The sequence below is a fragment of the Sphaerospermopsis torques-reginae ITEP-024 genome (assembly GCF_019598945.1).
Taxonomy (GTDB): domain Bacteria; phylum Cyanobacteriota; class Cyanobacteriia; order Cyanobacteriales; family Nostocaceae; genus Sphaerospermopsis.
Genome location: NZ_CP080598.1, coordinates 1198534 through 1221520 on the forward strand (window position 1 = coordinate 1198534; position 22987 = coordinate 1221520).

At 36.5% G+C, this 22987-nt stretch carries 17 protein-coding genes; 5 read left to right on the forward strand and 12 right to left on the reverse strand.

What is annotated here, in order from left to right; translation table 11 throughout:
• Positions 1-36 precede the first annotated feature (36 nt).
• Complete coding sequence (locus K2F26_RS05555) at positions 37-909, reverse strand: bile acid:sodium symporter family protein (protein WP_220610665.1); 873 nt, start codon at positions 907-909, stop codon at positions 37-39.
• 205 nt (positions 910-1114) lie between these two features.
• Between K2F26_RS05555 and K2F26_RS05560 the strand changes: the two genes are divergently transcribed.
• The gene (locus K2F26_RS05560; RefSeq protein ID WP_220610666.1) at positions 1115-1906 is read left to right on the forward strand and encodes an SDR family NAD(P)-dependent oxidoreductase; all 792 of its coding nucleotides are present in this window, start codon (positions 1115-1117) and stop codon (positions 1904-1906) included.
• Positions 1907-1959: 53 nt separating this feature from the next.
• Here K2F26_RS05560 and K2F26_RS05565 read toward each other — a convergent pair whose 3' ends face one another.
• On the reverse strand, positions 1960-2757 hold the full coding sequence (locus K2F26_RS05565; protein WP_220610667.1) for a Tab2/Atab2 family RNA-binding protein: 798 nt from the start codon (positions 2755-2757) through the stop codon (positions 1960-1962).
• Positions 2758-3212: 455 nt separating this feature from the next.
• On the opposite strand from K2F26_RS05565, the gene K2F26_RS05570 reads away from it, so the two are divergent.
• Positions 3213-3419, forward strand: a complete 207-nt coding sequence (locus K2F26_RS05570) for a hypothetical protein (RefSeq protein WP_220610668.1) — start codon at positions 3213-3215, stop codon at positions 3417-3419.
• A 77-nt stretch (positions 3420-3496) separates the two neighbouring features.
• Here K2F26_RS05570 and K2F26_RS05575 read toward each other — a convergent pair whose 3' ends face one another.
• The 3 genes from K2F26_RS05575 to K2F26_RS05585 form a co-directional block, all read right to left on the reverse strand.
• A complete protein-coding gene (locus tag K2F26_RS05575; RefSeq protein ID WP_220610669.1) occupies positions 3497-3814 on the reverse strand; it encodes a helix-turn-helix domain-containing protein in 318 nt (105 codons plus the stop codon).
• Between the two features lie 17 nt (positions 3815-3831).
• A complete protein-coding gene (locus tag K2F26_RS05580; RefSeq protein WP_220610670.1) occupies positions 3832-4197 on the reverse strand; it encodes a type II toxin-antitoxin system RelE/ParE family toxin in 366 nt (121 codons plus the stop codon).
• Positions 4198-4334: 137 nt separating this feature from the next.
• On the reverse strand, positions 4335-4472 hold the full coding sequence (locus K2F26_RS05585; protein ID WP_220610671.1) for a hypothetical protein: 138 nt from the start codon (positions 4470-4472) through the stop codon (positions 4335-4337).
• Positions 4473-4584: 112 nt separating this feature from the next.
• On the opposite strand from K2F26_RS05585, the gene K2F26_RS05590 reads away from it, so the two are divergent.
• Together K2F26_RS05590 and K2F26_RS05595 are read left to right on the forward strand one after the other, a co-directional pair.
• A complete protein-coding gene (locus tag K2F26_RS05590) occupies positions 4585-4872 on the forward strand; it encodes a hypothetical protein (protein ID WP_220610672.1) in 288 nt (95 codons plus the stop codon).
• Positions 4873-4938: 66 nt separating this feature from the next.
• Positions 4939-6051 (forward strand): serine/threonine-protein kinase, encoded by a 1113-nt coding sequence (locus K2F26_RS05595; protein WP_220610673.1) that lies wholly within the window; start codon positions 4939-4941, stop codon positions 6049-6051.
• A gap of 1570 nt (positions 6052-7621) precedes the next feature.
• On the opposite strand, the gene K2F26_RS05600 is transcribed toward K2F26_RS05595, so the two are convergent.
• The 7 genes from K2F26_RS05600 to K2F26_RS05630 form a co-directional block, all read right to left on the reverse strand.
• Positions 7622-8884, reverse strand: a complete 1263-nt coding sequence (locus K2F26_RS05600; protein ID WP_220610674.1) for a glycosyltransferase — start codon at positions 8882-8884, stop codon at positions 7622-7624.
• Positions 8885-9026: 142 nt separating this feature from the next.
• Positions 9027-10286 (reverse strand): glycosyltransferase family 2 protein, encoded by a 1260-nt coding sequence (locus tag K2F26_RS05605; RefSeq protein ID WP_220610675.1) that lies wholly within the window; start codon positions 10284-10286, stop codon positions 9027-9029.
• Positions 10287-10435: 149 nt separating this feature from the next.
• A complete protein-coding gene (locus tag K2F26_RS05610) occupies positions 10436-10903 on the reverse strand; it encodes a DUF2141 domain-containing protein (RefSeq protein WP_220610676.1) in 468 nt (155 codons plus the stop codon).
• A 24-nt stretch (positions 10904-10927) separates the two neighbouring features.
• The gene (locus K2F26_RS05615) at positions 10928-11923 is read right to left on the reverse strand and encodes a glycosyltransferase family 2 protein (RefSeq protein WP_220610677.1); all 996 of its coding nucleotides are present in this window, start codon (positions 11921-11923) and stop codon (positions 10928-10930) included.
• Between the two features lie 203 nt (positions 11924-12126).
• The gene (locus K2F26_RS05620; RefSeq protein ID WP_220610678.1) at positions 12127-13131 is read right to left on the reverse strand and encodes an NAD-dependent epimerase/dehydratase family protein; all 1005 of its coding nucleotides are present in this window, start codon (positions 13129-13131) and stop codon (positions 12127-12129) included.
• Between the two features lie 41 nt (positions 13132-13172).
• Positions 13173-14351: an ABC transporter permease DevC gene (gene devC, locus K2F26_RS05625; protein WP_220610679.1), complete on the reverse strand. Its 1179-nt coding sequence runs from the start codon at positions 14349-14351 to the stop codon at positions 13173-13175.
• A gap of 126 nt (positions 14352-14477) precedes the next feature.
• Positions 14478-15686, reverse strand: a complete 1209-nt coding sequence (locus tag K2F26_RS05630) for an ABC exporter membrane fusion protein (RefSeq protein ID WP_220610680.1) — start codon at positions 15684-15686, stop codon at positions 14478-14480.
• A 1642-nt stretch (positions 15687-17328) separates the two neighbouring features.
• On the opposite strand from K2F26_RS05630, the gene K2F26_RS05635 reads away from it, so the two are divergent.
• Complete coding sequence (locus K2F26_RS05635; RefSeq protein WP_220611797.1) at positions 17329-22806, forward strand: type I polyketide synthase; 5478 nt, start codon at positions 17329-17331, stop codon at positions 22804-22806.
• Positions 22807-22987: the final 181 nt, after the last annotated feature.

The window sequence follows — 22987 nt, forward strand, 5'->3', positions numbered from 1 at the left end:
GGAAGCAATATGTTGTTTAACCCCAACAATTATAAATTATGCAGATTTAATTTCAGCTAACTTTCTCCCATACAAAATAGCCAGAAAACCTGTAACATTCATATATAAAGCGTAAACTGCTGCGGGTATGGCCATATCAGGATTATTCAAAATTCCCGCAGTAATAGCTATTGCTAGTGTACCATTTTGTAGCCCGACTTCAATTGCAATACAGATTTGTTGAGCAGGTTTCAAGTTTAAAAGTTTGCTCAGATAAAACCCCAAAAACATAGAAATAGTATTCAATAAAACAACAGCAACACCAACTTGAGCAAGAAAACCAGGAAGTTTTTCCCACTCACGAATAACTAACAAAAGAATAATTAAAGCTAATAATGCTCCTGCGAGACGGTTGGTTACTTTTTCCAAAGAAATAGCAAATTGAGGAAACAATTTTCTGACTATCATTCCTATGGAAATAGGAACAATAGTCATGATGAAAATTTGTAAAATTGTGGGTAAAATAGGTAAAGCAATAGTAGCAGTTTCACCTAGAAAATGTTGATATGCAAGGTTGCCAAAAATGGGAATTGTAAACACTGTAATTAAACTACTAAAAGCAGTGAGAGTGACTGAAAGTGCAACATCACCCTTTGCAAGAAACGTAATAATATTTGAAGATACTCCCCCTGGACACAATGCAACTATCATTAACCCCATTGCAATTACAGGTTGCATCGGTACAACTTTAGCAATGATAAACCCAATAATAGGTAACAAAATTAATTGACTGAACAAACCAATAGCGACTGCTTTGGGATATTTAGTTACTCTTTGGAAATCTTCTGGTAGTAGAGATAATCCCATCCCTAACATAATGATCGCTAAGGATAGAGGTAGAACAACTGAACTTAAAAAACTTGCTTGCATATCTGTATTTAATTAAACAATTAATGAAACCAATAATTAGTATTTCATGATTTATAAACATTTGTCAATCAATAATGAATCAAAAAAGACAGATTTGAAAATTGGCAAATAATAAAGTTAATGTAATTGCTACAAACTTCATTTTGCATAATGTTATTTTAATGGGAATTTGAATAAACGAAAGTAAAATTACTTATTAAATCACATGGAAAATCGACAAAAAACCGTACTTGTTACAGGGTCAGCACACGGAATTGGCTATCAATTAGCTTATATTTTTGCTAGACATAGTTACAATTTGGTGTTGATAGATAAAGATGCAGAAAAGTTAAGAACAATTGCTGATGATTTTATTAATAGATTGGGTATCTCTGTAAAAATATTAGTTAAGGATTTATCTATATCTACATCTCCAGAGGAAATATTTAACGAATTACAAATAGCAGGAATTAAAATTGATGTTTTGGTAAATAATGCGGGAATTGGTACTTATGGAGTATTTAGCGAAACTGACCTGACACAAGAATTAAAATTGTTACAAATTAACATTGTCAGTCTCACCCATTTAACTAAATTATTCCTCAAGGATATGATTAGTCAAGGATATGGGAAAATATTAAATGTTGCTTCTGTTGCAGCTTTTCAACCTGGTCCTTTGATGGCGGTTTATTTTGCTAGTAAAGCTTATGTGTTATCATTTTCAGAGGCGATCGCCAATGAATTAGAAGGTACAGGAGTCACAGTAACTACCCTTTGTCCTGGTCCTACCGCATCCAAATTTCAAAAATCCGCAGCAATGGAAGAATCAAAAATTTCTCATGTTAATAGAATGATGACAACTGAAACTGTGGCGAAAATTGGTTATGATAGTTTAATGGCAAATAAAACCATTGCTATTCCCGGAATTAGAAATCAAATATTAGCCATATCCGTGCGATTTGCACCTAGAAATATCGTTACCAAAATTGTCAGAAGTATGCACGAATTGAGGAAATAATTTCAGAATTTAGGAGTCAGGAGTCAGAATATTTACTTGCATTAAAAATAATTTTACTGTTCCTCTTTTAACAACCAAAAACCGCTAAAAGTCATTCCTGAATCATCAGGTTGTACTAATAAAAAATGCAAACCTTTACTTAATTGTTTGCGTTGTTCATAAACTTTTGCTGCTGCGGTAACTTCTGCATCTTCAAAAGTTGCTAAAACCCATCTATCAGCTAAACCTGCTTCTAAAATTAACCCATCAGGTGAACCAGGAATATAATTTAAACTCACAGGGTTGGTTTCTTGTAACCATTTTGCTAAACGCAAAGATTGTCTACCACCATAAATTATCACACCAGGAATAGGAACAGTTGAAGCTAAACCTAAATTAATTGGTTGCAGAAATTCTGGTATTTGTAAAACTGGAATCTGACGATCTGCAAACTCATCAATAATATCACCAGCTTGAATATTTGCAAACCGCCATTCTTCACCCCAGAGATTTTCTGGTAATGGTGTTGGTGGTGGTTTATCAATAACTAGAGAATATTGCTTTTCTTGCAACCATTGTTTTAACGCTAAGGTGCGACGGGTAGCTTCAATTTCAATTTCTAAATTATTTGCTGCTGCTGTAATTAAACTTAAAGCTTGGGGTCGAAAAACTTGAATGATATCAGGTAATTTTTCCCCTGCTGCTAGTTTAAAATGTTCTGTCAACCAATTTGAATTTGCTTGAGACTGGGGACAGGTAGCGATATATTTAAAGTTACGATTAGGATCACAGATCAATAAATCCCATAATATCTGTCCTGCTGCATCTTTTTGGGGACTACGATAAAAATCAACTTGCCAAATTAGACTCATGATTAATATTGATATTTTTTTGTCAATTTAATTTTTACCATAAAACGGGGTGAATTAGTTAGGTTTTGGTGTGGGTGACAAATTTTTTCTTGATTAACCGCAAAGTACGCAAAGTACACAAAGGAATGATATCATATCCGGTTGAATACTTATCATATCTGTTGAGACTGGTAATTGGTAATGGGTAATTGGTAATTGGGAAAAGATAATTATTAACCAACAAGTTATATTGTAAGTGATTATCCGAACTTGATATAAAGCAGAAAAATTACCATAAGTCAGGAGGGGAGTAATCATAAGTCATTTGTTTTTCATACTTTGGAGATAAGTTAGTTAATTGTTCCTATTCCTGTGAGTATTAAGTGATAGATGTTAAAACAATACTGATGATGGATAAATTTTGGATTTTAAAATTATTAATATAAAACGCAGATTAATCGGAGTTTATTTACTTCATGAGTTCCAAATCAAAAAAACAATCAAAATCTGAACAGAAAGAAAGTACACCAGCAACTTCTGGTGGTTATCAAACTCCTCTACAAGAGGATATTCGTAAAACTGGTACTGCTGAAAAAAGTGAAGCTAGAGAAACCGCTAAACCAGAAGCACCTGGTGAGGATAATGTAGCGGGTAGTCCTAATCAGGGTAATCCATCGCGTTAAGGAAATCATTTAATTAATAATGATTATGTCCCCGTCTCTGAAAATTAGGAGGTGGGGATAAGTCATAAGAAAGTAAATTAAACTACTGTTATCCGTGCATGATCTCTCGATTTAGGTTTGACTGTAATTTCTACATCAATTCCCAAAGTATTCAGAAATTTAAACATTCTTTCTAGCGAAAAACCTGTAAGTCTTCCTCTCATTAAAGCAGAAACTTTTGGCTGATCAATTCCTAATAATTCAGCCGCTTCTGCTTGGGTGATATGACGTGCAGTGATAGCGTTGCTGATTTTTCGTGCTAGTTCAGCTTTGACTAGCATTTCTTCTGGGTTGGGTAAACCTAAATCAGCAAATACGTTACCGCTACTGCTTGTTATTTCAATCTTTTCTGTCATGATTACTTCCTTTTCTCTTACTGATAAAATTGTTTATAATGCTGTTTTGCTCTTTCAAGTCTTGCTTCAATTAAGTCCATATCTTGCTTAGGTGTAGCAATACCATGTTTTGATTTTTTTTGGAAGACATGAAGCACATAAACTGCTTTTGGTAGTTTGACAGTATAAATAGCTCGATAGGTGTCTCCATCAAAATCCTCTACAACCTCTAATACACTCGCTCCTTTAAATCCCTTCAAAGGTTTGGTATGAGGATGTTTATCACCAATTTGAGCTAAATACAGAGCGTATCCTATTTCCCCTTTTACCTCTTCAGGAAACTCTTTTAGGTCTTCTAGGGAACTTCCTACCCATTCCAGGGGTTTTATCTGTTCTGTTTCCAATTGCCTTACTTACACCCTTTATCCCGGATTTCTCACCAAGATCCTCAAACCCTTATAACATCTGGATTCTGGGTTTTCACACTGTGTCAAAAATTAGCCCTATGAAAAATGCCCGAAACCGCTTCTCTATAAGGATTCTATAGATTGCGATCGCATTGTTTGTGAGAAATGCGGGTCAAAGGTAATCCTGATAAGGCAAGGGCTTTGCGACAAGCAATGATTGTCACCATGAAACAACATCCTGACCCAGTTGCATGGGCTGGATTTTCACTCATTGGTCTTGCACAACAGCCACCATCAACCTTAGCTCCCTCCCAAAAAACGCAAATAGTAGGACGGGTTTCATGTTCTGGGATAAGTGGTGATTCTCTCAGTAGCGGGAGACCTATGAAAAAAGCAACACTGGAATCAACCGCTCAGGGCTTTAAGCTACGTATTGTGGAGTTAGGAACAGAACATTTATTAGAGCTTGACAATAACCTTGTTGTGCAAGCTGCTAGTACAGATGGTGGTTATTGGAATCTAGTTGCCTATAACGATTCTAAAGAGCCAGTTAAAATTAACCAAGATGGTTCTTTTAATATTGGGATGATGGTGTCTACACGTAGCGTTTGTAATTTTAGTGGCAAATTAGAATTTCTAGGGGATGCAAAGAGTAAATTATTTAGTAACTAATGCAGTGCTGGATTTGCGTGGGAGTAATATAATTTTCATCGGCAATACCCACAAGGATGAGTGCTGATGATTGGAACTGTTCTCAAAGGCCGATACAGCATAATTAAGCAAATCCGTAGTGGTGGCTTCGGCGAAACCTACATTGCTGAGGATAATGATATTCCCAGCACACCCAAACCTAAGTGTGTCGTCAAACGGCTCAAACCCCAAGTTGTCAACTCAGAGGTTATCCGCCTGTTTGAACAAGAAGCTAAGGTCTTGTTGGATCTGGGGAATAATCACGATCGCATCCCGAAACTTCATGCTTACTTCGAGCTAGGTGGTCAATTCTTCCTGGTGCAAGACTTGATTGAGGGTCAAGACCTCAGCCATGAACTACTGCCCGGTAGACCTTGGCAAGAAGCCAATGTGATCACACTTGTTATGGAAATTCTCACCCTCATCTCTCACATCCATCAACACCAACCCCCGACTATCCACCGTGACATCAAGCCAGAGAATATCATTCGTCGAGCTTCTGATGGCAAATTGGTTTTAATTGATTTTGGGGCTGTTAAACAAATCACAACTTTACAAATTAATGCCCAGGGGCAAACAACTCCTACCGTCTCTATTGGGACTCCTGGCTATATGCCCCACGAACAGGCTTCTGGTAGACCCCGTCTGGCCAGCGATGTTTATGCGGTGGGTATGATTGCTCTGCAAGCACTGACTGGTATTTTTCCCCATCAATTACCCGAAGACCCGGATACAGGAGAAGTTCTCTGGCAAAGCTTTGTTAATATCAGTCCAGATTTTGCTGCTATTCTGAATAAAATGGTGCGCTACCAGGTTTCAGAACGCTATTCCTCTGCGGTTGAGGCACTGCAAGCACTTTCTTCTCTCAACCAGACAACTCAGCAAAATACAATCTTACATTTTTCACAACAGGTTACACCTCTACAAAATACAACCTTACATTTTTCACAACAAGTTACACCTCAGCAAAATACCACTTTACATTTTTCACAACAAGTTATTCCTAAGCAAAAGACCTTTCCTTTAAGAATAATTACTGTCGTAGTTGCTGTGATGACCATGAGTGTTGTTGTCTGTGCTGGTCTATTTTTTCGAGGTTTTGTTTTGGATAACCCCACAGGGGAAGAACACACACCTCCTAAACAAGAACGTGCATATTAAACATCTTAATTTTTTTCACAGTATATTTAATCTGAATGAAATACACATACAGCACATTTTATCTACATGAGGTACACTATGAGCGGGTAATACTTGTACTGGGCTTGTCAAAGTATGTCTGCGCTACAAGGGTTTTATCTAGGACTTACGCAAGATGTGACTGAAAACCTTATTCTTACGCAATACTTTTCGGTTAAGCCCAAAACAAAGAAATAACGTAGGTTGGGTTGAGGAACGAAACCCAACATTTACAAGGGTTTGTTGGGTTTCCACACGGTAAACCCAACCTACAAAAATCCTTAACCGAACAGTATTGTATTCTTACGTAGGGGTAATTCATGAATTACCCCTACTTTCGTTCCCTTTTCCGTAAGTCCTGTTATCATTACCTTGTTCACGAATTTGATTATCTGTAATCAATCTTTAGGTATTTTAACTGGAAATACACTTATATTCTATTTTACGCAATATTTCTTGATACTTTATCCGTAAAATTTCTGAATTTATATTTAGGGCTTGCTGAATAAAGGCAAAACCCAGATAAATCAAAGGTTTGGGGCTGAACAATAGGAAACAAAGTGCAAGATTTTTGAAGGTTAGACCTAAAAAACTGTGCATTTTGGGGCTAAGAAATCCAAAAATTTGGGGATGACAGATAGCTGAAACTGTTCCCTGTTCCCTGTTCCCTGTTCCCTGTTCCCTGCCTCAACGGAAAGACTTTTTCAGCAACCCCTATTTACTAAAGATACTGTGAATTTTGGTTAGTTTTTATAGGATTTTGGGAATTTTTATTCCATGAATCATAATTTTTGAGACAAGTAGAACGACGGTAAAAGCCAAAGTAGTTGAACTTATATAAAATTTAGCTGGTTAACAACTTACTTAACTCCTTGTGTTGTGAAGGCAATAAAAAAGTCCGCAAGTGCGGACTATGGACATTGGATAAGGTTAAGTTGTCACCAAGAGAGCCTACAAGATGTTAGACTTACTTTGTATTTTTACTGACAAAATATGAAAAATCAAGACTGTGACTGTAAATCTTGAGACATAATAGCAGTAATTATGTCTGAGAAATAACAGATTTTCTAGTTTATGTAGTTTCTAAAAATTTAATCTTGACATAAGAGTGCATTGAAATCACGAAAACTTGAGACAAAATTAAAGGAATTTTGTCTGTAATTTTGTGGTCATTCAAGAGTGAGGATTGAGGAGTAAGGATGTTGAAAAAAAACAAAAAAACAAAAAAAACAAAAAAAACAAAGAAGAATATTGGTTAAAAAGCTGACTGCTGAGTAGTAATAGGTGAATACTGAGATTTTTTGGATAATAAAAACCCCATAAGTCATGACTTATGAGGTCTAAAGATTTTTAGGCACAGTTGAGGGCAATACCAGGATGATCAACAGTGAGAGTAGGTCATGTCTCTGCTGATAAAACCGTGGCACAGTTTGCTCATGTCTCCAACTTGTAACCTAAAAGCCCACAGGTCAATTACTGGAATACTCTACCAGACATAATCAAAGATATGTAGCCAAATTGGCTTTTTTTTTTAACCTGTGGGTGCTAATAATTATGAGGAAGACTCAACTATTTGGGGTATACCAACTAACTGATAGAGCTTATCTTCAAATTTTTGGCTACATACTGACCAATCAAATTCTAAGATAGAAGGACGAGCTTGTGCGGATAATTGGGCTTTTAGGTCAGGATTTTGCAGTATTGCAATTATCTTGTCAGCAAAATCTTTGGGGTTATTAGCTTCAGCAAGAAAGCCATTATAACCAACTATTACTTGTTCAGCAGTAGAGGGAGCCATAGCAGCGACTACAGGAGTTCCTGATGCTAAAGCTTCGTTATTTGTAGTGCAGAAGTTTTCCGTTACTGAAGGGTTAATAAAAACATCTGCTCGAGCGAACCATCCCAAAAGTTCAGTACCGTGAGATTCACCCCAAAGCGTTACACCGTGGAGGAATTTTTGAGCGCGACGACGAATTTCTTGATCTAATGGACCGCTACCAACTATGACTAAATGAACATCAGGAATTTGAGCAGCTATCAAGGGATAAGCATCTAAAAGTTGTGTGACATTTTTCTCGGCAGTGATGCGTCCTACAAATAAAATTGTAGGTCTTTTATCGTTAGGAATTGGATCATAACAGATGTTTCGGGGATGGAATTTTTCACAATTAATTCCTTGATAGGGGACGTATTCACCGCGTAGACATTCTAGTTTTTGGTACTTGGAAAGTTGTTCCCTAGAAGAAAATATATTGAGGGTGTAAGCATTACTAAATTGCTTAACTAATAATGGAATTATGGGACGCATCAATCCGAATAGAAAATCACCTAAATAATATCGAATATAGGCGACGATATCGGTATGAAAAACGGAGATGATGGGGGTTTTAGTGCGTTTGGCGTAATCAACTCCTACTGGTCGTCCATAACCTTGTAGGAAAACTGAATATAGCCCTCTCATTTGGGCTGCTTCTTCAACGACGATGATGTCAGGCTGAAACTTTTCCAGTAATTTAGTATCGCTCCAATGACGATAGTGCAATGGTTGAGGTAGAGATTTATAGAATATTAGCGGTTCTGTGGGGAAAGCATAAGATGAAAAGTTGGGAAAAGATTGTAGTTCTTCTAATCCCGACATGGGACGATTTCCAATTTGTTGACTGTACTTATTGTTGATCTGTGGATGAATGAGAAAAACTTCGTGTCCTTGTTCAAGTAACCAATGGACGCGCTGATGTACAGCAACGGATACTCCTGTTAAAAAAGGAGCATATAAACCTGTAAATAAGGCAATGCGGAGGGGTTGTTTTTTCATTTGTAGTTCACTTATTTCATGAATGTGCTGGTTTGAGGATTTACGCAGCAACTATCATGAAACTGTTGGTTTCTGCGCTGATAATTAATAAAATTCCCAATCAAATTACAGAGAAGCTTCTGAATTTCTATCAAGAGTATGACTAGAGAGAAATTTTCGGATCAATTGGTTGATCTAACCATTGATAAGGATGATATTCAACTAAGCGAATATGCCAAGGACTTTTAATTTTATAGGTAAGTCCTCGCCATGTTACTGTTGACATCCAGAGGGAAGATAACATTGCTAAACCATAAAGCCATTGTGTTAAAGGAATAGCAATGAACATTTTGAGGATGTTGGTGAGTGAAATTTCTGGAATTGGTTGTCCTTGAGAGCGAATTATTTCTTGTACTCCTAGTTCCATGACTAGCATTAACAAGAGTAATCCAATTGTGTAGATGCTATAGGTTTTAAATAAGGAAAATGCTTGATTCCATTCTGTGGCTAAAAATAATCCTAAAGCTAAGAGAATGGTGAGGGTAGGAAAGAGAATACTGGAAACTGCATCACTTACTAATGCTAACCAATTAGGATGATAAAGTCGAGAACAAAGTATGAGGCGTTGGAGAGATGGAAATAAAGTAGATAAATTGCTTTCTTCTCGGTTTACCATTAACAAAGAAGGGACAAATTTAATTTTCCATCCGTGTTTTTTGATGACTTTGTGTAGGAGCATATCGTCACCAAATGCTTCTCCCCATTTTTCCAGTATTTCTGTTTGTTGGAGGAGTTGTTTTTTAATTGCTAAACTACCACCCCAAGGAACTTGAAATAGGAACATTTGCACGACGGTAGAAACGTTACCAGCGTAGCGTACTAAAGAACCCCAATATTTTCCTGTGGGTACATACCAACGGTTTCCTGTTGTTAGTCCTACTGTTTCATTGGTCAGGGGACTAACTAATTCTTTTAACCAATTTTTGTGTACGATGGTATCAGCATCTACTAAGGCAATTACTTGGTAAGAGTCATCTAAATCGGAAACTGCTTGTACTAAAGAACTGCATTTGAGACTACAATTATGACGTACTGTTCTGAGGGTGCTAATTTGGAAATTAGTGGCTTTAGTTTCAGCGATGACTTCTTTGGCAATTTTCAAAGCTGGATCTTCTAGACTATCAATGATCAGCTTTAAATCGTACTCTGGGTAGTTTTGATTTAAGAGCGATCGCACACAATTAGGTAAAAATGGATCAGCACCTCGTAAACAAAGAATTACTGCCGTTTTTGGTAGTTGTTTATCTGATATTAATGGCTGTTTGTAGGTTCGCAAATACCATAAAAATATTAGCATTAAACATACCTGAATTACCAGCCAACCTATCAAAGAGTTAGATAGAAATGTAGTCAAATCTGCCATTAGTTATTAGTCATAGGGAATAGGGAATAGGGAATAGGGAATGGGTAATTGGTAATGGGTAATTGGTAATGGGTAATTGGTAATGGGTAATGGGTAATGGGTAATGGGGAGGTAAATAACCCAATTACCAATCACCAATCACCAATCATCTATGGATCAAGGGAATATTTCATGTTGATGTTAATGGTGGTATTTTTAGTCATTTTAAAACTGGCTTCTTTAAATTTGGGTGTACCAGTTTGGATAGAGACAATGGGATTTCTGGAAATGCCAAAACCTTCTGTGGGAATACCAAAAAAGTCTTTATTGAGTTTGCGATCGCCATTTTGATCGTCAACTACTGCTACTGCATAAGTTCCTGGTTTTAAACCAGAAAATACTTTTTTCACAGAACTACCAGTAATTTTAGTGCAGCCACTTTGAACTTCACTAGAACTACTCATAGGAAAGCCTTTTTCAGAGTTATAAATTCGGAAACAAATTTCACCTGTTTTGTTACTTATTCCATTCACGACTACAGTTAATGCTGTGGTAGTTTGTGCATGGGCAGTGTTAGCACAACTGAAACTTAAAACAGTCGCCAGCAATAGATAAGAAATGCGAGATATTTTTAACATAAGCTGTGAGATATACCTTGTAGATTAATTGCTTAAATATTCATTGGACAAACTTAAATTACTGTTAGTTTTGTTTTTTTGGGAACGCAAAATTTTAGCAGCGATCCACAAATCTTTAAGTAATAAAGATTCTGTTCCAGATAGCTTTTTAACAATAATCAAATAACACAATATTTGCTCATATAAATTAAGTGAACTTTGACTGACTGAAAGTAAATATTCTTTGAGAATGCGCCAATGGGGAAATAAAACTTTGTCTTTGTTACCTGAATCAAACCAAATGGAATACTCATAGAAATCTGGTAACATATCTAATGAATATTGAGGATATTTCTGAGTAAAAGACAGGTAACTTGGAAAAAACATACTCAAAGATTGTTGGGGATGAATCCTGGCAAAAAATAAGTATTCGGGAATTTCATAAAACTGCCCAACTGTACCAAGTCTTAATAATAAAATTCCATCTGCATTGCCATAACCACCCATAGGAGTGATTTTTTGTAAGGCACTTTTGCGAATGACTCCATACATTTGATAACAGAGATGTTTAGTCAGTAATTCTTCAAATCTGATCTGTGGTTTTTCTGAGTTAGTATTGAGTTTAATGTCATAGTTTTGGAAAAAATTACCCTGTTCATCAATCAGATATGTGTGGGAATGGCATAAGATATAATGCGGATTTTCCTCAAGTACCTGTATACATTTACTGAGAAAATCAGCAGCGTGTAAATCGTCGTAAGCTGCCCATTTAAAGTATTCACTATTCGATAATTCAAAAACGCGGTTAAAATTACAAGCGCAACCAATATTAGTAGGATTACGATAGTAACGAATCCGGTGATCTTGTGCGGCGTAATTTCTACAAATTTCTTCAGTATTATCTGTGGAAGCGTTATCGGAAATAATTAACTCAAAATCACTAAATGTCTGATTTAACAGAGAATCTAGAGACTGTTTTATAAATTTTTCGCCGTTGTATACAGGTAATCCAATACTTAATTTTGCTTGAGGTTTATACATACGTTATTCCCCACAAAAATATATATTACTGAGTAAGCATTCAGCCATCAGCTATGTAACTGAAAGATTGAAATAAAAAGAATCAAAAGAAATAGATGTAGATAACATTCCTCAACTGAAAACGCCTGAATCCTGGCTATGGGCTGTTAGCGTAGCGTGGCGTAGCCACTTACTGATAGCTGAATACTTACATTACTGATTACTTATTTCATCAATTTTTGAATGTCAGTTTTTTGTAACCATTGATGAGTACGTTTCATGCCTTCTTCTAAATCAACTTTGGGTTTATAGTTTAATAAACTTGTAGCTTTAGCAATAGAATAAGCATAAGGACGACTCATAAAGTCTACTGACTCTGGGAGGATATCAGCTTTTTTGCGAAATAGTTTTTGTCCTTGGTTACGCACTTTAAGAAACAATTTCATTTCTTCTTTAGGCAAGGACATGGGAGCAGGTAAACCTTCCATTGCTGCGAGGTGAATAAAATATTCTTTCCAGGAATTTTTTTCGCCATCTGTGATATTAAATATTTCGCCATAAACTTCTTTTTCTATTGCTAAAAAGATGGCATCAATTAAGTTATCAACATACAAATGATTCATCACACCTTTACCATCATTGGCATAGGCAAATAATTTTTGACGCATCATTAATACTGGGCGCACTATCCAAGGAATACTACCTGGACCATAAACATCTCCTGCACGAATTATAATTACTCCAAAATCAGGAGATGAGTTAAGTTTTAAAACTTCTGTTTCTGCCTCAATTTTAGTTTGACAATAGGGGTTATTATCACTAGATAAGTTTCCATTTTCGGCAATATTATCGCTATAGTTAAAGCCATAAACTAAGACAGTGGAAAGATGAACAAATGTTTTCACACCAGCTTGTTTAGCAGCTTTAGCTATGTTGACAGTAGCTCCTACGTTTATTTCTTGAAAACGTTTAATATCTCCTGCTTCTTCTGCTAGTTGGGCAGTGTGTAAAATAATGTCTACTCCCTGACAAGCTTTTTGCGCTATTTTTTCATCAGTGATGCTGCCAAAGATAATTTCTACTCCTAAGTTTTCGAGGTTTTTATCCTGTACTTGAGAAGTTTGTAAACCTTTGACTTTCATGCCTTGAGATACTGCTAATTCTGCTGCACGAGAGCCAATAAATTCGTCAGTTCCAGTGATGAGAATGGTTTTGTTTTTGATGTCCATAATATTGATTAGTGAATATTCTGAGTTAATTTCTTGACGATTTAGAAAATATCTGCTGGATCTGCGGAGCGCAGTTTATTAATTGCTAATGCGCCGGAAGTGATGCAAATTAAAACTGTTGAAGTTAAGACAAGTAGGGCATTATTAGAAGTCATCATGATGGGTAATTTAGTTGCTTCCATTGCAAAATCATATAAGGCTACGGAAATAATAAATCCTGGAAAATAAGCTAGTAAAGCTAGAATTAGTGCCTGTTGAAAAACAACATTTAATAAATATCCATTGGCATAACCGATAGCTTTTAAAGTGGCGTAGGCAATGAATTGAGTAGCAATATTGCTGTAGAGAATTTGATAAACAATGACCACACCTACTACAGAAGCCATTGTCAACATTAAGTTAAGAATAAAACCAATGGGTGTTCTAGAAGCCCAATATTCTTTTTCAAAATCAATGAATTGTTGACGGGTGAAAATCTGGACATCATTAGGTATATTGTCCCGCAAGTTTTTTAACACTTCCTGGGGGTCAACACCTGGTTTAAGTTTAACAATACCTACATCTATTTTTTCTGATGGACGTACAAGGGGATTGATTTTTACAAAAGTTGAGTCACTGACAATTAAATTGCCATCGACACCAAAGGAGGGACCTAAACTAAATAAACCTCCTACTCTGACTCGATAACCTTGCAAGGCATCAAAGGCAAATATTTCTATTTTTTGTTCTGTATTTCCTCTCTCAAAATTTTTGGCTATGGGACCAAATTCTGGGCGTGAAGCTCTGTCAAATAACATGACATCGGGAATTTTAAGTTTATCTAAATTCTCCTGCACTTCGGGAATATTCATCACTGGTCTACCTGGGTCAAAACCAATGACATAAATTGAATATTTCTCGCCAGTTTCTGGATTTTTTAGCTTTGCAAATTGCAAATACATCGGGCTAACTGATTCTACACCATTAAACCCTAATGCTTGATATAAACGATTGCGAGAAAAACTTTGATTTGAGGTCAAAGATTTGTATTGAGAACTAACTAAAAATAAATCTCCTTTGAGATTTTGATGTACTGCTGTAGCACTAGAATAAAGTGCATCTTGGAAACCAAGTTGAATAAACATGAGCAGCACAATAAAAGCAATGCCAGCTACAGCGACAACAAAACGCACTTTTTGCTGGGCTAACTGTAGCCATGCTAAAGGTATTTTTATGGTCATATATTTTGTTTTTAGTTATTGGTCATGGGTAATGGGTAATTGGTAATTGGTAATTGGTAATAATAAACTCTTGCCTGTTTCCTTCTTACTGTCACCTGTCACCTGTAAACTGTCACCTACCAATGACTAAATCTGAATAGCAACGTCTACCTGTAAGTTAGTTAAACGAGATACTTTTTCGCTGTCTGCTGGGTTATCAATGGCGATTTTTACTTCGACAATTCTGCGATCTGTATCTGAATTAGGGTTAATACTAAAGATACTTTGTTTGTCAATTTGCCAGCCAATTTCTTTGACTGTTCCCTGTAGTTTTCCTGAAAATGCAGCACTGGTAAGATTAGCTTTTTGTCCAACTCTCACTTTTTGAATATCTGTTTGATAAACTTCAGCAATGACATTCATTTCTGAGGTTTTACCAAGTTCTGCAAAACCAGAAGTTGCTATTACTTCGCCATTTTTGGCATGAATTTTTAATACTCTGCCATCTATGGGGGATTTGATGTAAGTTAATTCGTGGTCTGCTTTGGCTTGTTGAACAGCAGTTTCTGCGCTTTTAACTTCACTTTCTGCTAAGGCAATATCTACACTGCGTACTTCTTTGATACTGTTGAGTTTGGCAGTTGCTTCTTGAATTTGATCTTGTAAGGTGTTTTTGGTTCTTTGCAGTGTCGCTTTTGCTTCTGTTAATTGTTGTTGTGTGGTTTTTAGTTGTAAAGTTTTGGCATCAGCAATAGAAGCAGAAATTGCGCCATCTTTGTATAATTTCTGATAGCGATCGCTCTCTTTTTTAGCATTATCTACTTCAGCTTGAATGCGGTTAATTGTCGCGTTTTGTGCTGCAATTTCACCTTTTAATTGTGATTCTAACCGGGTAATTGTTGCTTTTTGAGCGTTAATATCTCCGGGTTTTGCTCCAGCTTTTACCTGTGCTAGTTTAGCTTTAGCAACTAATAATTTATCAAAAGCTTGTTTGATTGCAGTTTTTGAACGTTCATAGTTTTCTAAATAAGCTAATGTTTGTCCTGCTGTTACTTCATCCCCTTCTACTACTAATAGTTTTTCTACACGCACACCGTTGATGGAATTAGGAGCAGATAAATAAGTAATTTCTCCTTGGGGTTGTAGTCTTCCTAAAGCAGTGACAGCAAATTTTACAGGAGTGGGTTGAGGGGATGGGTTTTCAGTAGCGGGAAGTGGAGAATTAGATTTTCCCTTTAATTGAGAAAAACTGTAGAAAGATCCTAAACCAGCAGTTAAAGCAATTGCAACGGCTAAAATAATTTTCCACTGCTTGGTAGCTTTTTTTAATAGTTGGCTTTCTTTATTTACTGCCATATTTTTATTCCCATTAATTTGACTCAGGTATAGTTTTAATAGCGCAAATTACCTAAAATAACTTATCCTTTATCATCTGACGTTTAGCTAATGGATAAGTCGCATTACTTGTGGGTATGAATTGTTATGATAGTTTATAGCAATCTTTACAGGTAACAAGATGAACCGGAAAATCAACAGTGATTTAACTCGGTGATTTAGCTGGCAATTATCCTTTGTTTTATCTTTAATTAGCCTTTGATAAAGTAGCGAGAAATACAAGATGGCTAACTAATAATTTTGTGTTTCCGATAGAACGAATTTCCGAGTAAATGAGTCTAAAAATCTGTAAAAGTTCAATTTAATTCTGCCAAAAAAGTTGAATTTTGTCAACAAAGTAAATCAACCTATTTGTTATTGTTCCTGAAAATAACTCAAATAAGAGATTTTATTGAAAACATGACATAAGAGGTTCATGAATCAACTGTGAAATCTGTATTTTTGTGATCAAATAACGATTGATGTTGTCAAAATATAAAGATTTCATCACAAGTTGCTCCTGTGGTCTTAATACAATTAATTACAGCTACTAAATTAAGATTTGCTTTATAAATAACCAATTTGATTAACAAACTGAGTTATCTTATAAATTCATCAAATACCACAGCTTAATTATCATGTTTCTCTGAGAAAAAAACATTTATGTTCAAATCAACAATGTGTGTATTTAATGATTTGTTACTTACAAGACAGTTGCTCTAAAACTCTTGATAATGCAAGCGCAAATGACAATAATACACCTAAAACAAAACTTTTATTGTCCAAATTCGAGTAAAGGGATATACCATGATCCTGATAGAATATTGAAAACTGAGTTCATGAGCCAAAAATATTTTTCAAAACTTACTGTCTGTGAACTATTCTATTTTTTCAAATTGTGCTATTCTTTGTATTAATTCAATAATGAAAAGCAGCAAGTCAATTATTCAATGAGTTGCAAGTAAAAAGGAAAAAATACCATAAACCAACCCTGTTATTATCTCGATAAAACTGTTTAAGTATTTTTTCACATTGCATGAATTTAGATTCAAGGTGATGTTATTTCTGTAACGAGTTTGGCAGCTTTTATTGGTTGAATGTCATAAAATATATTAACTTGTTTTCCTAATCACTGGTAATTTAATGCTCACACAAATGCTGAGATCATATCTACCGTGATCAGACAACTAACCAATTTACTAACCAATTAGTAACCAAACAAGTTCAGAAAATTTTACCAGTTTCTACAATATCCTAAGTTCTTTGGATGGAGTTTTCTAAATCCTGCTGTCTTTTCTCACACACGCGAGTTTTTACTGATAATGTCTCTAAACAAACAAGAAAAGGAAAGACAACATTGTATAGTATCGTTTCAGGTTTACAGTGTTAGCCAATTACATCAAAACACCAAAGAATTTAATTATTAAAAGGGAAATCAAGGCAGTATTTACCGTGTGGTGTTGATGGATGAATATGATGGATGAAAATGCCTGATTTCTTACACAGCTAAATTAACTAATACTGGTAAGAACAAATGGCTTAATTATTTATGTGTAAGCCACAGAAATTTAAGTAAGTTCTGTAGCTAAACAATTTACAATCCTCAAAATTACTCTATGCCATGATGTCTGCTGATTCAATTAATACTGCCTTGGCAGAGTTAGAGAGCCTAATTAACAGTTGTGAAAAGGATTTGATTAAGTTTATAGAGGAAAGAAAAATGAACCCAGAAAATCAAATGTCAACTCACAAAATTAACAGACAACTGCAACAAAATCCTATCGCTATTGTCGGTATGGCTTCTCTATTGCCACAAGCTAGAAACCTTAGACAATACTGGGCAAATATTGTTAATAAAGCTGACTGTATTACTGATGTTCCTGAAACTCATTGGAGTGTCAAAGATTATTACGATCCTAACCCCAGAACTCCAGAGGATAAAACCTATTGTAAACGTGGTGGTTTTATTCCTGAAGTTGATTTTAACCCGATGGAATTTGGGATTCCTCCCAGCATTTTAGAAGTTACTGATGTATCACAACTATTAAGTTTAGTAGTTGCTAAAGAAGCAATGGAAGATGCTGGTTATGGTGAATCTCGTGATTTTAACAGGGAAAATGTGGGGGTAATTTTAGGTGTGGCAATGGCTAAACAATTGGGTATGCCATTATCAGCCAGATTAGAATACCCTGTTTGGGAAAAAGTTCTTAAAAGTAGCGGTTTATCTGACGAAGATACTCAGAAAATCGTCGAAAAAATTAAGAGTGCTTACGTTAAATGGGATGAAAACGCATTCCCTGGAATGTTAGCCAATGTTGTGGCTGGACGTATTGCCAACCGTCTCAATTTTGGCGGTATGAATTGTGTAGTTGATGCTGCTTGTGCTAGTTCCTTTGGTGCTTTGAAAATGGCTATTAGTGAACTGGTAGAACATCGCAGCGATATGATGTTAACCGGTGGTGTAGATACCGATAACACCATCATGGCTTACATTTCTTTTAGCAAAACTCCGGCGGTTTCTCCTAGCGAAAATGTCAAACCTTTTGATGCCAAATCAGATGGAATGATGTTAGGTGAAGGGATCGCTATGTTAGTTCTCAAACGCTTAGAAGATGCCCAAAGAGATAGCGATAAAATCTATGCTGTAATTAAAGGTATTGGTACTTCTAGCGATGGTCGCTATAAGAGTATTTATGCACCACGAAAAGAAGGACAAGTTAAAGCCTTAGAACGTGCTTATAATGATGCTGGTTTTTCACCGGCAACTGTGGGTTTAATGGAAGCTCACGGTACGGGAACAATGGCGGGAGATCCTACAGAATTTGCATCTTTGCATAGTTTCTTTAGTCAATATGATAATAAGAAACAGCATATTGCTTTAGGTAGTGTAAAATCCCAAATTGGACATACAAAAGCCGCCGCCGGTGCAGCTAGTTTAGTGAAAACTGCCCTAGCTTTACATCACAAGATTTTACCACCAACTATCAATATTACTGAACCAAATCCTAAGCTGGATATTGAAAATTCATCCTTTTATTTAAACACTGAAACTAGACCTTGGATACGTGCAGAAGGTGAAGCACCAAGACGTGCGGGTGTAAGTTCCTTTGGTTTTGGTGGCACTAACTATCACGTAGTGTTGGAAGAATATCAAGGGGAACAACAAGAGGCTTATCGTTTACATAATGTGGCAAGTGAAATGTTATTATTTGCTACCAATCCTAGTGAATTAATCAATAAGTTAGAAGCAACTTTTAATAATTTGCAATCTAACGAAGGCGATAGATATTACTCGCAATTAGTTCAAGAATCTCAAGCTTTAAGTATTCCTAAAACTGCTGCCAGAATTGGTTTTGTTGCTGAGAATAAAGCAGAGGCTTGTAAGTTACTAAAGGTTAGTATTGACTTACTGAAAAATAAACAATCTGTAACTTCTTGGGAACATCCTCAAGGGATTTATTACCGTGCTTCTGGTATAGAATTAGCTGGAAAAGTTGTAGCTTTATTCTCTGGTCAAGGTTCTCAATACCTGGAAATGGGTAGAGAAGCGGTGATGAATTTCCCAGCTTTAAGAAGGTTGTATGGGTTGATGGATGGGTTGTTAATTAAAGATAATTTGCAGCCTATTTCGGAAGTTGTTTTCCCCCATCCAACTTTTAATGAAGCTGAGAAAAACTCCCAAATTGCAGCTTTACAAAGAACAGAATATGCACAGCCGGCGATTGGTGTTTTTAGTGCCGGTTTGTATTCTATTTTCCAACAAGCTGGGTTTAAATCTGATTTTACTGCCGGTCATAGTTTTGGTGAATTAACCGCTTTGTGGGCAGCGGGAGTGTTGAGTGAAGAAGATTATTTGTACTTGGTTAAGTCTAGAGGACAGGCGATGGCCGCACCGAAAGATCCTGACCATGATGCAGGTAGTATGTTAGCGGTGAAAGAAGATATCAGCAAAGTGGAAGCAGTGCTGAAGAATTTCCCAAAAATTGCGATCGCTAATTTCAATTCTCCCACTCAAATTGTTTTAGCTGGTCCAACTGCGGAAATTCAAAAAATTCACCAGAAATTTCAAGAGTTAGGATATGGTGCTGTACCTTTACCAGTTTCCGCAGCTTTCCACACACCATTAATTGCCTTTGCACAGAAATCCTTTGCCATTGCAACTAAATCTGTTGCGTTCCAAAATCCCAAAGTTCCCGTTTTTAGTAACGTTACTGGTAAACAATATCCCCAAGAACCTTCAGCCATTCAAAGAGTATTAGAAAGTCATCTTTCTAGCTCAGTTCACTTCAAACAAGAGATAGAAAATATCTATGCTGGTGGTGGTTATTGCTTCGTAGAATTTGGACCAAAACGCATTCTTACCAACTTGGTAAAAGATATTTTGGGTGAGCGTCCACATATTACTATTTCTCTCAATCCTAGTACACAGAAAAATAGCGATCGCTCTCTCAGAGAAGCAGCAGTACAACTGCGGGTAATTGGTATGGCTTTAGGTAATCTTGACCCCTATCAACTACCAGAAACATTACCCACCAAAGAAACCAAAAAAGCCTTAAACGTCAAACTCAGAGGCATTAACTACGTTTCCGAAAAAACCAAAAACGCCTTTACAGAAGCATTAAATGACGGCTTCAAAATTCAAGGAGCGCAAGAAGTTAAAGAAGTTCAAACAGTGAAAATAATTGAGGAATCTAAAACTTTAGAAATTAAAGATTCTAAAACTTTAGAAATTCCCAAGGCTGTACTTCCTGTAGTTTCTTCTAGCAATGGAAGCAACGGAAACGGCAACGGCAATGGTAACGGTAACGGCAACAAAAAAACACCAGTAATTACTTCTTTGCAAACAGTTTCTCAAGTTTCTCAGATGAATCCTGCTACATCTATAAATTCAAATCCAGCCACCAAAGAAAAATTACCTACAGTGACTTATGCGCTGGCAGAGAGTCTAGGAGGGAACATGGAAAAACCAGATAAAAACACCAACTTTCAACAGGTTTTGGAAAGTTTAGAAAACCTCCTCAACCAGTTTCAAAATAATCAAAGTGATAACTTAGAAATTCACGGTACATATCTAAATCATCAAATGGAATATGCGAAAACATTTTTCCAATTGATGCAGCAACAAAACGCCCTGTTAATGAACAGTCAAGCTGCCGAAACTGCCCAAATTAAACAATCAATCATGGAAAGTTTCGAGCGCAGCATGATGCAATTTCACAACCAACAAGCCGAAACTCTCCGCATCCATGAACAATATTTACGGGAACAAGTAGAATACACCAAAAACTTCTTCCAACTCATTCAACAAGAATATTCATTACTAATTGACGGTACAGAAACCACACCCGTCATTCCCCCACAATTTACCGAAACACACACCCAAAGTTTACGGGAATTTATCCCCCAAAACCCAGAACCAACTATTACAGAAACAGTAGTTACTCCTGTTAACAAAATAGTAGAAACTCCTGAACCAGTCATAGAAACTGTAACTCAAACTGCACCTGTAATAGAACAAGTTCCCATTACAAAAATTGCTGAACCTGTAATCGAAACACCTACCCCAGTTGCAGAACTAGTTGCACCTGTAGCATTAATTTCTGAGCCAACAAAACCCGCAGTTAATATTGATGAACTAGGTAAAAATCTCCTAGCAATTACTAGCGAAAAAACAGGTTATCCCATCGAAATGTTAGAATTTGACATGGACATGGAAGCCGACCTGGGAATTGACTCCATCAAACGGGTAGAAATATTAGGAGGATTGCAAGAATTATATCCTGATTTACCCAAACCAAACTTAGAAGAACTGGCAGAAAAACGCACCATTGGTCAAATAGTTGAATATCTAGGAAAGCAGGTTGCGGTTAACAGTTCAGAAGTTAAAAATGAGGTGAAAGGTGACAGTTTACAGGTGACAGAAGAAGTGACAGTTGACAGGTTACAGGTGACAGAAGAGGTGACAGGTTACAGGTTACAGGTGACAGAAATAGAGGAAGTAAAACAAGATTTAGTCATTATTCCCCAGTCCCCAGTCCTCAGTACCGAACACCCGGATATAGCCGAAACCCTGTTAAGAATTACCAGTGAAAAAACAGGCTATCCAGTAGAAATGTTAGAACTAGACATGGACATGGAAGCCGACCTGGGAATAGACTCCATTAAACGGGTAGAAATATTAGGAGGAATGCAAGAAGCATACCCCGATTTACCCAAACCAAACATCGAAGAATTAGGCGACCTGCGGACAATTGGACAGATAGTTAACTACCTCCAAAAACTGGTGGCAGGTGAAAAAAAAAAGCTTGATTCTTACCAGATAGAACCACAAATAGAAACAATAGAAAAAGTGGTGGACTTAACCCCACCACTACCAGCAGACCCAAATTTACCCCGTCGTCCAGCCAAACTCAAAACATTACCCAGACCTGATTTTTGGGAATGTAAATTACCAGAAGAACACATTGGATTAATCACAGATGACGGTTCTTTAACTACCACAAAATTAGCTCACGCGCTAATAGAAAAAGGTTGGAAAGTAGTAGTTTTAAGTTTCCCCCAATCAATAGTTCCCGAACAGTCGCCTTTACCAGTAGGAGTTACCCGCCTCACCTTAGCAAACATGAGTGAAGAACACCTACAACTACTACTGCAAAGTATCACTATTCAACATGGAAAGATTGGGGCATTTATTCACCTACATCCACAATTCACAACAGCAAATCTCGGCTATTCAGAAACAGAAAAAGCGATTGTAAAACACATCTTTTTGATGGCAAAACATCTCAAACAATCGCTCAACACAGCCGCCGATTTAGAAGGAAGAGTTAGCTTTTGTACAGTTGCCCATCTTGACGGTGCATTTGGATTAGACTACACAGAAAACTTCGGAATTATCGGTGCAGGATTATTTGGATTAACCAAAAGTTTGAGATGGGAATGGCCAAAAGTATTCTTGAGAGCAATTGATTTACATCCCAACTTAGACCCACACCAATCAGCAGAATATATAGTAGCAGAATTGCACGATTCTAACCGATATATTGGTGAAGTTGGTTATAGCTCAAAGGGAAGAGTAACACTCATAGCTGAAGCCGAATAATTTGTAAGGTGGGCATTGCCCACCACATAAGTATTCAGCTATCAGTAATCAGCTATTCTTTAGAAAGCATCTGAGTTAATAATAAGGATGATCTTCTTTTCTTCTTTTCTTCTTTTCTTCTTCCTTCGTGTCCTTCGCTTCTTCGTGGTTCATTAAATCTTCTCTTTGCGTCTTTGCGTCT